At 55.4% G+C, this 12,373-nt stretch carries 12 protein-coding genes; 3 read left to right on the forward strand and 9 right to left on the reverse strand.

The annotated features are described in order from the left end of the window. Positions 1-110 precede the first annotated feature (110 nt). The 8 genes from aroC to M0R30_RS13890 are packed head-to-tail and all read right to left on the reverse strand — an operon-like array spanning position 111 to position 7,927. Positions 111-1,100 (reverse strand): chorismate synthase, encoded by a 990-nt coding sequence (gene aroC, locus M0R30_RS13855; protein ID WP_292547934.1) that lies wholly within the window; start codon positions 1,098-1,100, stop codon positions 111-113. Further along, positions 1,097-2,488 (reverse strand): shikimate dehydrogenase, encoded by a 1,392-nt coding sequence (aroE, locus tag M0R30_RS13860; protein ID WP_292547936.1) that lies wholly within the window; start codon positions 2,486-2,488, stop codon positions 1,097-1,099. Before aroE ends, aroC begins: the two co-directional genes overlap by 4 nt. Further along, positions 2,485-3,750: a 3-phosphoshikimate 1-carboxyvinyltransferase gene (gene aroA, locus M0R30_RS13865; RefSeq protein WP_292547938.1), complete on the reverse strand. Its 1,266-nt coding sequence runs from the start codon at positions 3,748-3,750 to the stop codon at positions 2,485-2,487. Before aroA ends, aroE begins: the two co-directional genes overlap by 4 nt. Then, positions 3,747-4,544 (reverse strand): prephenate dehydratase domain-containing protein, encoded by a 798-nt coding sequence (locus M0R30_RS13870; RefSeq protein ID WP_292547939.1) that lies wholly within the window; start codon positions 4,542-4,544, stop codon positions 3,747-3,749. The genes aroA and M0R30_RS13870 overlap by 4 nt, the downstream gene beginning before the upstream one ends. Next, entirely contained in the window at positions 4,541-5,365 is an 825-nt protein-coding gene (locus M0R30_RS13875; RefSeq protein WP_292547940.1) for a prephenate dehydrogenase/arogenate dehydrogenase family protein, read from the reverse strand. The genes M0R30_RS13870 and M0R30_RS13875 overlap by 4 nt, the downstream gene beginning before the upstream one ends. Positions 5,366-5,367: 2 nt before the next feature. After that, the gene (locus tag M0R30_RS13880) at positions 5,368-6,354 is read right to left on the reverse strand and encodes a 3-dehydroquinate synthase II (RefSeq protein ID WP_292547942.1); all 987 of its coding nucleotides are present in this window, start codon (positions 6,352-6,354) and stop codon (positions 5,368-5,370) included. Beyond that, the gene (locus M0R30_RS13885; RefSeq protein WP_292547954.1) at positions 6,351-7,133 is read right to left on the reverse strand and encodes a 2-amino-3,7-dideoxy-D-threo-hept-6-ulosonate synthase; all 783 of its coding nucleotides are present in this window, start codon (positions 7,131-7,133) and stop codon (positions 6,351-6,353) included. Before M0R30_RS13885 ends, M0R30_RS13880 begins: the two co-directional genes overlap by 4 nt. 5 nt (positions 7,134-7,138) lie before the next feature. Further along, a complete protein-coding gene (locus M0R30_RS13890; protein WP_292547944.1) occupies positions 7,139-7,927 on the reverse strand; it encodes a 2-amino-3,7-dideoxy-D-threo-hept-6-ulosonate synthase in 789 nt (262 codons plus the stop codon). Positions 7,928-8,524: 597 nt separating this feature from the next. On the opposite strand from M0R30_RS13890, the gene M0R30_RS13895 reads away from it, so the two are divergent. Together M0R30_RS13895 and M0R30_RS13900 are read left to right on the forward strand one after the other, a co-directional pair. Further along, positions 8,525-9,007: a hypothetical protein gene (locus tag M0R30_RS13895; protein ID WP_292547946.1), complete on the forward strand. Its 483-nt coding sequence runs from the start codon at positions 8,525-8,527 to the stop codon at positions 9,005-9,007. Between the two features lie 6 nt (positions 9,008-9,013). Further along, on the forward strand, positions 9,014-10,513 hold the full coding sequence (locus tag M0R30_RS13900; RefSeq protein WP_292547948.1) for an HD domain-containing protein: 1,500 nt from the start codon (positions 9,014-9,016) through the stop codon (positions 10,511-10,513). A 15-nt stretch (positions 10,514-10,528) separates the two neighbouring features. Here the strand turns inward: M0R30_RS13900 and M0R30_RS13905 are convergent, their stop codons facing one another. Beyond that, positions 10,529-11,452, reverse strand: coding sequence for a PD-(D/E)XK nuclease family protein (locus M0R30_RS13905; protein WP_292547950.1), 924 nt, complete (start codon positions 11,450-11,452; stop codon positions 10,529-10,531). A gap of 205 nt (positions 11,453-11,657) precedes the next feature. Here M0R30_RS13905 and M0R30_RS13910 point away from each other — a divergent pair, with 205 nt between their 5' ends. Continuing rightward, positions 11,658-12,251 (forward strand): hypothetical protein, encoded by a 594-nt coding sequence (locus tag M0R30_RS13910; RefSeq protein WP_292547952.1) that lies wholly within the window; start codon positions 11,658-11,660, stop codon positions 12,249-12,251. Positions 12,252-12,373: the final 122 nt, after the last annotated feature.

Genomic DNA, 12,373 nt, shown 5'->3' on the forward strand with positions numbered 1-12,373 from the left:
TCACTCTTCTTTTCCAGGGTGTCCTCCTGCGCCGGGGAGCCGGGCCTTCACCCACCTGTGCATGCCGGCATGGTGCCGGGGAAACACGTGCGTGGACTTTTCCCTCCACGTTATGTCCGGTACTTTTCCTGTTCCAGCAGTGCGTCGGTGAGCACGAGCGCCAGCATCGCCTCGGCCACCGGGACGATACGCGGCACGATACACGGGTCGTGCCGGCCTTTCACGGTGATCTCGGCATCGTTGCCGCTGGCATCGACCGTCCGCTGCGGCTTGGCAATGGACGGCGTTGGTTTCACCGCGATACGGACGACAATGTCTTGGCCGGATGAGATGCCCCCGAGGATGCCCCCCGCGTTGTTGCTCAGGAAGCCGTCCTTTGTGATCGGGTCGTTGTTCTCGCTCCCGAACCGTCCCGCCACCGCAAAGCCGCTGCCGATCTCCACGCCCTTGACAGCCCCGATGCCCATCATCGCACCCGCGATCTGTGCGTCGAGCTTGCCAAAGACGGGGTCGCCGAGGCCGGGGGGACAGCCCTTTGCCACGACCTCGGCAATACCGCCAACGGAGTCGCCGGCATTTTTTGCCCTCGTGATCTCGGCCTCGATCTCCCCCTGGCCGGTCTTCCCGTGGACCGAGACTATCCGCCCGGAGACCGCGATCCCTTTCGCCGCAAGAAGTTTTAACGCAACCGCACCGGCTGCGACACGCCCGACCGTCTCGCGCCCGGAACTCCGGCCGCCGCCCCGGTGGTCACGGGTGCCGTACTTCTGCTGGTACGTGAAGTCGGCATGGCCCGGGCGGAAGAGCGTACGGAGCTCCTCGTAGTCCTGCGAACGGGCCTCTTTGTTCCTCACCATCATCGCGATGGGCGTGCCGGTGGTCTTCCCGTCAAAGATCCCCGAGAGGATCTCGATTTTATCCTGCTCGTCACGGGCGGAGACGAGCGGTGAGGTACCGGGCCTGCGTCGGTCGAGCAGCGGCTGGATGTCTGCTTCGTTCAGTGCCATGCCCGGGGGGCAGCCATCCACCACGACGCCGACTGCCGCGCCGTGGCTCTCGCCAAAGCTTGTGATGCGAAAATTTGTGCCAAAGGTGTTCATGCGATATACTTCCTGAGTGTCTCTTCGGGGAGGTCGATCCCGAACCAGAGGTAAAACTGTTCCCGGGCCTGCTCGACAAACATGCCGGTGCCGGTGATGGTCGTGCACCCTTTTGCCCGTGCCCGCTCGATGAGCGGGGTGATGGGCGGGGTGTAGACAAGGTCGTACACGGTGAGATCGGGATACAGCTGCTCTTCTGTCAGCGGGCTCCGTGTATCCGGCTCCATGCCGAGCGGCGTCGTGTTCACGACAAGGTCCGGCCGGATGGAATCAAACGCGTCCCAGGCTGCCCACCGGCAGCCGGCCCGCTGTGCCAGCTCCTTTGCCTTTGCCGGTGTCCGGTTGAGGATTGTCACGTCCATGTCAAGGTCGACCAGCGCATAGGCCGCGGCCGACGCGCCCCCGCCGGCCCCGAGCAGCACGGCCTTTGCGCCCTTCATGCCGACCAGCGGCTTTCGTATCCCGAGCCAGTCCGTGTTGTACCCGATCGCAGAACCGCAGGCAAAGACCACGGTGTTGACGGCGCCGATCTGTTGTGCCGCATGCTCGTCCACTTCATCGAGAAAGGGGATCACGTCCTGCTTGAACGGGATGGTGACCGAGAGGCCCTTCACATCGAGCGAGCGTGCGACCGTCATGATCTGGTCGAGCTCCGGGTCCTCGAAGAACGTGTAATAGTTGTTGAGCCCGAACTCGCGAAACAGCGCATTGAAGAGGCGCGGGCCCCGGCTGTGGGCGCACGGGTATCCCGCGACCCCGAGGATCCTCATCTGCGGGTCGGCCGGGGGATTTTTCAGGATCTCTTCCAGCCGCTGCAGCACCGGGGCCGAAAGCCTCCCGCTCCGGAAGAAGGTGAGCCCCTCTGCCCGTGCGGCCGCCGTGGCGACACCGGTCTTCAGCATGCTCGCGATCTTCCCTGCCGCGTCCGCGGGTGTCGTGTCGCTCGTATCGAGATAGAAATCCGATGCGGCGTGGTAGTGCTGCCGGCGCCGGTCCATCATCTCCGCGATCTCCTTTCTCATCGGCAGGTTCGTTAAGGGCGGGCGGGATGAATGCAGGATGCGCCTCTCGATCGTATCGATGTCGGCAGTGAGGAGGACGAGGGTGCTGTCCTTCCGCAGGTGCTCCATATTTTTCGGGTCAACGACCGCTCCGCCGCCCGTGCCGATAACGACATCTGCCGGCGGGAGGGACGCGATCACTTCGCGTTCGATGGCCCGGAACCGCTCCTCCCCGTCCTCGTGGAAGATGTCGGGGATGGACCGTCCCGTTTCCTGCTCGATAAGCGTGTCTGTGTCAAGGAACGGCACGCCGTTCTGCTGCGCCAGCTGCTTCCCGATCTCGGTCTTGCCGGTGCCGCGGTAGCCGGTCAGTACGATCCGCTTCATGGTATGAGGTTCCCAAGATTGTCCCAGAACGCCGGGAACGATTTGTTCACGCACTCCGCATCCGTTATCGTGACTCCCCCGGTGCCGAGGCCCAGCACGGCAAAACTCATCGCGGTCCGGTGGTCGTCTGCCGGGTCGATGGTGCCGCCGTGCAGGGAGGCTGGTCGGATGGTGATGGAATCATCCCCGACCGTCACATCGCCCCCGAGGGCCCGGAGGCGATCTGCGGTCCCACTGATACGGTCGCTCTCCTTGAACTTTAAATGACTGATGCCCGTGATCGTGGTCGGGGACGTGCAGCACGCGGCAACCATGCAGAGGGTCTGGACGGTGTCCGGGGATGACGACATGTCAAACGTGATCCCGCGGAGCTCCCCGGTCCGCTCGACGCCGACGGCATTGCCGGCCCACGTGACTGTGCACCCCATCCGGCGGAGCGCATCGAGGAACCTCCGGTCGCCCTGCACGGATGCCGGTTCAAGGTTCTTCACGGTCGCCCTGCCCCCGCAGATCGCGGCGATGGCAAAGAAGTACGAGGCAGACGAATAATCGCCCTCGATGGTATAGCGCCGGCCCTTGTAGCGGCCGGCGGTGCTGACAGTGAACCGTTCGTACCCGGTCCGCTCAACCGTTGCGCCGAACGCTTCCATCACGTTTGTGGTGATGTCGAGGTACGAGGCCGAGGCCGGCGGTGCCGGGATCACGACTTCGACCTCCCGCTGTGCGTACGGTGCGGCCATCAGGATGGAGGAGATAAACTGGCTGCTCATGGAGCCGTCGATGGTGACCGGTCCCCCGGTGAGTTCACCGCTGACCTTCAGCGGAGGGTAGCCGGGATTTTTCAGGAATTCGACTACGCCGCCAATGGCCGGGAGCGCTTCCGCGAGCGGTCCGATCGGCCGCTCCTGCATTCTCGCACTACCGGTGAGGATGACCGGGTTATGGCAGAGCAGCGCAAGGGTTGTCAGGAGCCGGAGGCTCGTGCCGGAGTTCCGGAGATCGAGCGTGGTCTCCCTGCGGTCCGGGAGCGAGCCGTTGCAGCCGGTGACGATGAGCCGGCCCTGCTGCTCCTCAATGCCCACTCCCAGCTGGCGGAGGGCCGTGGCCGTGAGCCGGGTGTCTTCGGCATCCAGCGGGCGGAAGATGGTGGTCTTCCCTTCCGCAAGGGCGGCGGCGATCAGTGCCCGGTGCGTGAAACTTTTCGATGGCGGTGCGGCAACGGTCAGGTCAACGCTTCCCGCCTGCGGTATGATCACGTTCATTCCGGGACTCCCTCCTTCCGGTAACAACCGAGTTCCCGGACTTCGGTAATCTTCTTAAGTTCTTCCAGCGCCTCGCCGGTTTTCTCCGACCACGAGAAGTCGAGGAAGAAGACATAGTTCCCGATCCCCCGTTTTGACGGGCGCGACTCGATCCGTGATAAGTTGATCCCGCGAATGGCGAATGCCTCCAGCAGGTCGTGGAGCAGGCCGGCCCGGTCCGTGCTCGGGTCAATGAGGATGCTGCACTTCTCCGGCCGGCCGCCGGTTGCCGGGTCCCGGGAGATCCGGACAAACCGTGTCGTGTTGGCTGCGTTGTTTTCCGTGTCCGGGACAATGACCGGCATCCGGTAGAGCGCCGCGGCGGTTGTCGAGAGGATCGCACCGGCGTTTGGCGTCTTCTTTGCCTCGCGTGCGCTCGATGCATTGCTGCTCGTGTGGATGACGGGCAGCCCCCACTGCTCGATTTTGTCGCTGCACTGCTCGTGGGTCTGGGGATGGGCGTAGATCACCCGCATCTTTTCCAGGGTGACGAGCGAGGCAAGGTTATGGCGGATGGGCATGTACATCTCGGCCGTGATGAAGAGCGGGAACCGCATCAGGCCGTCAAGGGTCTCGCCGACCCCCCCCGCCTCGGAGTTCTCCATGGGCACGATCCCGTCGCCCTCCCCGCGTGCCACCGCGGACATGATGCTGCGGATCGTGGGGAGGAGGACGATGTTGTCTTTGTTGTTCTCCAGTTTCAGGGCGAGCTCGTGGGAGAAGGTCCCCTCCGGCCCGAGCGTGATGAGCTTCATTTATTCACCATGCATTCGATCAGGGCGTCGGTCATCTTCTGCCCCTCTTCGCAGTACGAGCCGAGGTGGCGGCTGTTCCGCTCGAAGAATAGTTTGAACAGTTCCGGGTCATGCCCGGTGACAACGGACGACAGGTCGGATGCGGAACCCCGGCACGCGGCAAGCACGGCCGGCACGTAGGGGTTCTGCTGGAGGATGTCCGCGTAGAGCAGCGGGTCCTGCGAGAGGAGCCGGCCCATGAGCGAGAGCTCGATCTGGTACACGGGGCTCGTGAACTCCTGCGTTGCCCGGATATCGATGCCGAGCCGGCGGACCGTGTCGGCCATGCAGAGCGTCACAAAATGCGTGAGGCCCTGGACGATGGCGACCATCCGGTCGTGCTCCTCCGGTGTGGTGATGGTGCACGTTGCCCCTTCATTCCTGAATATTTTCAGCAGGGCTTCCGTGTGGTACTCGTCCGCCCGGGCCGGGCAGACGATGATCGTCTGGCTTTTGAGCGAGCCGACCGTGGGCCCGAACATCGGGTGGAGGCCGATCACGTCCGCCTTCGATGCGAGCATCGCCCCGACCGGCCGGACCTTGAGCGACGTGAGGTCGCAGAGGAGCTGGTCTTTTTGCATCAGCGGGGCGATCTCCCCAATGACGCGGCACGTGTCATGGATGGGGACGGAGACGATGACGATGTCGCTCGTTGCTGCAAGCTCTTCGTTGGTGAGTGCGGTCTTCCGTCCTGAGACCCGCACGTCGTATCCTGCACGCTCAAAGACCGGGACAAAGAACTGCCCCATCTTCCCGGTGCCGCCGATGATTCCAATCTTCATGATCACTTCTCGCGGATGGTCTCTTTGACTGCCATCCCGAAATGCCTGCCGCCTTCGAGTATGCTGCCCATGATCCTGTCGCCGACTTTTAAGTGCACGACCGAGATCGCGTTTCCGTCCTCGCCCACGAGCCGGATCGTCTCGGCGTTCTGGAGGATCAGGCTCACCTTCGACTTCCCTGCCGCGGCTTCGACCAGCAGCAGCGGGCGCCGCTCGATCTTCGTGCGGCCGATGATTGCAGAGTGCGCCGTCCCCTTTGCATCGGAGACCAGCACCTGGCCCCCGATCGCGAGGTCCGCAAGGTACGCGGTCCTGCCGTCCGGGAGGAGGATGTACGCGTGGACTGCGCCGGCGTTCACACGGAACGGGCGCGGGGCCACGTACGGGTTCTCCAGCGTCTCGGCATGGACGAGGAGCATGGCTGAAGAGGTGTTTCCCATCAGCATGCCCTCGCCGTCAGAGAGCATCGAGCAGGTGTCCACGCAGACCCGGTCGCCCATGCCCACGGGATGGATCTTCGTGACCGTGAACGGGACAAGCCCGACTTTCCCGGTACCGGCCCTGATGAGCGCGGCAACGGATTTGACAACCGCCGGGCTGTCGGTCTTCAGCAGGACCCCGTACGTGCCTTTCTCCAGCACGTTGAGGGCGAGCTCCGCTTCCTTTACATCTTTGACCCGTGCGATGATCTTGTCGGACTGGGCGACGAGGTTTTCGAGCGGGATCACGGTCCAGTCGCTCGTGGTGACGATGACCGGCTTGTGTCTGCCAGCCTGTGCTGCCGCGTTCTCGCTTGCCTTGTCCGTGATCGTGCACTCGGTGATGTCGGTCCCGGGCTTGATGTCGCCGTCCGGCGCAACGGTGGTGATGCGGCCGAGCCGTTTTACGTCCTCTGCCCTGTCGACCACGAGTGCATCCGCACCGCTCTCAATCGCGGTGGTGGCGATCTCCTTGTTCCACGGCCTGATGTCAACCCAGAACTGCTTCATTTCTTCTCCAGCGCTTTCGCCGGGTCAACGTTGTGGTGCACGACCCGGCAGAGTGCCTGGACAAATGCCTGCGTGTCCTTGCGCTGGAACGCGTTCCGTCCCACGCAGACCCCGGCACCGCCGACCGTGACCGCATCCCTGATGATCTTCAGCGAGTCGAGGTCGCCGGTCTTTTCCCCGCCGGCAATGAAGACCGGTACCGAGCAGGCCTTGACGATCCTCCGGAACGCCTCGGGGTCGTTCGGGTAATTGGTCTTGATCATGTCCGCCCCGAGTTCTTCTGCCACCCGGACCGCGTGGCCTACCGACTGCGGCGAGAAGGAGTCGATCCCCTTGCCCCGCGGGTAGCACATGATCAGGAGCGGCATGCCCCAGCGGTTGCAGTCCCGTGCAACATTGGCGCCGATCTCCAGCATCTTTGACTCGCTCGGCGAGCCGAGGTTGATATGGATCGAGACCGCGTCGGCCCCGAGCGCGATCGCTTCTTCCACCGAGCAGACCTGCACCTTGTCGTTCGGGTCCGGGTTGAGCGAGGTCGAGCCCGAGAGGTGGATGAAGAGGCCGATATCCCGGCCGTGCTTCCGGTGGCCGCGCTTCACGAGGCCCTTGTGGAGGATGATCGCGTTTGCCCCGCCATTGGAGACGTCCGAGATCACCTGGGTCATGTCCAGCAGTCCCTCAATCTGTCCCATCGAGAACCCGTGGTCCATCGGCACGATGACCGACCTGCCCGTGTTCCTGTCCATAATACGTTCGATCCTGATATCCTTGCCAATCATGATGTTCACTTCAGAATTTCCAGTGCTTCTTCTACGCTCTTGTTCGCATGCACGATACACGCCGCTGCCCGCACGAATTTTGCCGGGTTCTTGTGCTGGAAGGCGTTCCGGCCGATCGAGATCCCGGCCGCCCCGCCCGCCATTGCGCCCTCTATCAGTTCAAGCGTTGTGCGGTCATCGGTCTTTGAACCTCCGGCCACCACGACCGGTACCGGACAGCCCCGGGTGACCTCACGGAAGCTCTCCGGGTCGCCGGTATACACGGTCTTGACGATGTCGGCCCCGAGTTCGGCTGCGACACGGGCCGCGAGCTTGACCTGCTCGAGGTCGTTTGCCTTTGTGATGTTCTTGCCCCGCGGGTACATCATCGCGAGGAGTGGCATGCCCCATTCCATGCATTCCACGGAAACGGCGCCGAGGTCCGCAAGCATCCGGGCCTCGGACTCGGCCCCGATGTTCACGTGCATCGAGACCGCATCGGCGCCCATCTTGAGTGCGTTCTGCACCGAGTTCACGAGCACCTTCTCGTTCGGGTCCGGCGCGAGCATCGTGCTTGCGGACAGGTGCAGGATCAGCCCCACGTCCCGGCCGCCCTGCCGGTGCCCGTGCAGCGCAAGCCCCACGTGCCCGATCACCGCGTTCGCCCCGCCTTCCGCCACGAGATTGACGGCCTGGCCCATGTCGATGAGGCCCGGGATCGGGCCGTTACTGACCCCGTGGTCCATCGGAATGATGACGGTCTTCTTCGTATTACGGTTCATGATTCTTTCCAGACGGATTTCCTTTCCTCTCATAGTAACAACAACACCTCCCCCTGTTTTTACACGAATTATTGTGCAAACCAGAGGGCTTGATCAATACCAGTAATAAAACCGGTAATAAAAGCTAAAAAAGCCAAAGAAGCGTGACCATGCGGTCTTCACGTTCAGAGACCCAGAAATGATTTCACTGATGCAACGGATGGAGGCCTGGCTAGTGGAGATAAAGACATTCACGGGCGAAAAAACCCTCACGAATGCTGTGGCACTCTTCCTGCATGCTTATAGGGTTGGAGCTGGTTGTATATAAGCGTGTGTGCTAGTGCTTAGCATGGTGACAATTTAGCGCGAGCGGGACCGAAAATTTATGTACGGGGTGTGACGTTCGTGGGGGCTCCGGCGCGAGGCGCGTGGGCTGAGCCCGGAAATAGTAATTATCGGCAACTAAATCGAAAAAGAGATGATAGAGATAACGCTCATTATTATTAAGAATGCAAAAACCCGGTTTGAAAATTTGAGTGGATCAGGAATTCTCATGGTTCTTCATTTTCGCACCGCGCTTGATATATTTAAAATCCCATAGATGTTATTACACAACCGTCGGGATTTAATTCTCCAGATGGAGTTATGCAGATGAAAACAAAACTGATTGCCCTGAAACTTTTTCTTGAGGAACTGGGAGTTCCCCCGGATATTGATACTGTTGATGAGAGAAAAAGGGTCCAGAAGACAATCTATCTGGGTCAGATTGCCGGTGTCGATCTGGGATATCATTTCGGTTGGTACCTCAAAGGACCGTACAGTCCTGAACTGACAAAGGACTATTATGATCTCGATGAGGCTCTTACTGAAGGAGACCTTGAATATCAGAAGAAGGAACTAAAGGGTCAACTGAAGGAAAAACTTCAATCGATAAAACCAATTGTCAATCAACCGTGCGACGTCCCACTCAGCCAAGCGGACTGGCTGGAGTTGCTGGCATCAGTGCATTACCAGTACACTAATTTTGATCAGGCCACCGCACAAGCGAATATTGAAAGAGAAAAATCAGCTCTTGCGCCATATATCAAAAGAGCTGAAGAAGCACTCAGGAATACTCATCTCCTCAATAACTAAAATACGATGACCGAAGAGAATCCGGAAAAATACAATTTTACCCGCGTTAATGATCCGATTCACGGAACGATCGGTCTCAGTGAACTTGAAGTTGAGATCATCAATACCAACGTTTTTCAGCGACTGCGTAACGTTAAGCAGCTGGGTCTTGCAAATTACGTTTTTCCAAGCGCAGATTTCACTCGTTTTTCACATTCTCTCGGTGTCTGCCATCTCACCGGCAAAATTTTCGAGACTCTTAAAAGAAACGGTGCAGACCAGATAACGTTCAGGGATATCAGAGATTACCGGCTTGCCGGTCTTTTACACGATATCGGGCATTATCCATATTCCCATAATATGGAAGATGCCATCCGGGAATATTACGATCCGAAGAAAGACGAATATATTGAATCTCTGATATCAGAAAAATCCGGAAATGCCGGAAAAGAATCCGTTGTTACTCCGGGAGAAAAGGTAGCTACATTCCTGAACCATATGTCTGTCGGGAGAGAGATTCTTATCCATGATTCGCAGATTCAGAAGATATTCAAAAAGTATGAGATCGACAATGAGTTAATTTACTCAATATTTACCCGGGACAATAACCCGAAATATTCCAGCGTGATTAGCTCTGATCTCGATGCGGATCGGATTGACTACCTGTTGAGATCTGCGTCCAACACAGGTCTGCCCTATGGCTCAGTGGATATCAATTATCTGGTGAGTCAGATGCGTCTTGACAACAACGAGAAGTTGTGCATCACGCCAAAAGCCCTGCGAACCGCAGATCATTTTCTTCTCTGCCGGTATTTCGAATATTCTCAGGTGATTCATCACAAAACTGTAGCTGCATTCGAAGAAATTATGAAAGAAGTGATCTTCGAACTGCTAGGAAAAGAAGAAAACAGAATTGACTGTTCATGTGAGAGCATCATAAAATACATCAAAAATGGTTTCTGGAACAAGTTCGATGACAGTTTCATTCTTCAGGAAATTCGCAAACTCCGGGAAGATCCGGCAACTTCAGTTATTGTTCGGGAAAAGGCACGATCAATTCTTGAGAGAAATCCTCCGAAAGAAATTTGTAAGGTTGAACATATCCGGAACCGTGATGATGGGGAAAAAGCCCGGTTTAAGGGCGACGTGAAGAGACTGGAAGCACTCATCCCGGAACTTGCGAAGAAGTATAATATCGACAAAGAGTTCTGGCACGTCTATGATAATCGGATAGAATTAACCAAGGTTGGTTTTTCCGTTGGGTCCGGTAAAGTTGTAACAAAATCAAAAGACGACGAAGACAAATACGATCAAACGGTAAACGTTCTCAATAAAGTGACACAGCAGTCGAGCCGGATTATGGAGATCGATAATTCTCTCATGAGTGTGCTTGCCAATAAGTCGCTGTTTACCATGCGCCTGTATATTCTCTTTCCCAGTTCGATTTTACCCGAGGACAGGAAGAAAATCGAATCCGATGTATTCGAGGATATCAAAAATGATATCACTTATCTGTCCTGGAAATAAGAAGGTATTCAAAATTTATTCAACGATATCGACGAGCATATCGTTGATGGGATCTGAGGGATCATCGAGAACCACTACCTGATCTTTATGTCGGGAATCAGGACATACAGATGCGAAAGAACAGGTGAAACATTTTTGGGGGTATGGGTCAGCGGGGAAATTGTCTATTTCATATGACGAATTCATTGTTTCAAAATCGCTGACAACGATCTCTTTCACTTCATCTAATTGATCCGAAGAAAACCTATATGGGCGCGACCTTCCGGAACTCCCCAGATAAATAATTTCACTGAAGATATTTTCAGGAATTGTATCGTATTTCTGCATCGCAAAGAGAACGTACGCTCCCAGTTGAAGATTGCTCTCCCGCCGCTCTTTTCCGGTTTTCCAGTCCGAAAGAACGAGTTTACCGGAATTGCTTTTTGTGATATAATCCAGTTTCACTGTAACCGGAACTCCTTCAAGAATGAACCGGTCGAATTTTTCGTGACTCAGATATTCAAGGGGCTTCAGATTCGGCCAGACAATTTTGAAAAATGTGTCCAGCATTTCAATTCCTGATGGTCGGATATTCTCAAAAAATGCCGGGTCTATTTTTTCGCCGTTGAAAAACTCGGTAATCATGTCATCGGCACATGTTTCATATCCCTTGAGACGCTTCAGGAAATTTTCTTGGGCACTCTCTTGACTTATGTTCCTGTCGAAATAATGCTGAGTAATCTGATCCTCAATTGCATCATGAACGAGCGATCCTTGGACAACATATTTTGATTTCAAACCTTTGAGTCGCTTGATTTTTGATACGTTAAGAACCGGTGATGATTTCAGTGCTGAAGCTATGTGTTGGTAATAGTAAGCTTGTTTGCAGCGATTCAGAAGTTGGTGCCCACTGAATGACCAGGCATTAAATTTTTCAAACCAGTCTTCAAAATTTTGCATATTTGTTCGACCCGTGATATTACTTCTTAATTATATTGTTGTTAATCAACCCGGATGATTAAGCTCTCGTCAAATTATTACCAGCCATGATCTTATGATCACTTTCACACCACTGAAGGGAGGTATATATCTAGAGAAAAATCAATGTCTTGTAATGTATCGAAGGACCTAATGAGATCGTGATAAAAACGTAAATGAGGGATTTATGGAGAGAAGATTACTTCTTCCTGTTGTTAAAACCCGAAACAAAGAGACTTATATCGATAACACATGTCACGTTTCTGCTATCGTAATAAGGATGAGAGATTTTCTTTTTAAAGATGGCACACTGAACATTAAATTAATCAAAAAAATTGAAGACGCAGGAGGGTTACATAAATATTACAATTTCACAGGGCCAGTTATTTTTTCTTCAATAATGCGGGATGAAGTTCTCGATTCATGCGTTTGTGAAATATATATCTTTATTATAAATCATCTTAAACCCGAATATTATCTCACTCCGGACGGCTATACTTATCGAGGATATAAGTTAGATTCTCGAGCACAAATTGAAAAAGTCTTAGAGATAACCAAAATCATTTTAAAAGAATGCCCCAGGAGTGAACCTATCGGTCTCATAAAAGGTTGCAATCTTTCCCAAATGGATCTACATCTCGACAAACTATTAGATTTGGGAATTAAACGATTTTGTTTCCACGCTGGGGATTTCATTTATAAAGAATCCGAATATTCAAAAAGCCGAGCGATCTTTTTTGCTAAATCAATGAAAGAAAAAAAGATATATTTAATTAGGTGATTCCTTAATAACGACCACCACGATAAACTCAGGTGGTTGGAAGGATGAACTTAATAGATCTCCAACAGTACACGATATCAGAAGAGAAATCCGAAGAATACCTTCAGACCCAAGGCATTCTT

The organism is Methanoregula sp. (assembly GCF_023227875.1).
Lineage (GTDB): Archaea > Halobacteriota > Methanomicrobia > Methanomicrobiales > Methanospirillaceae > Methanoregula.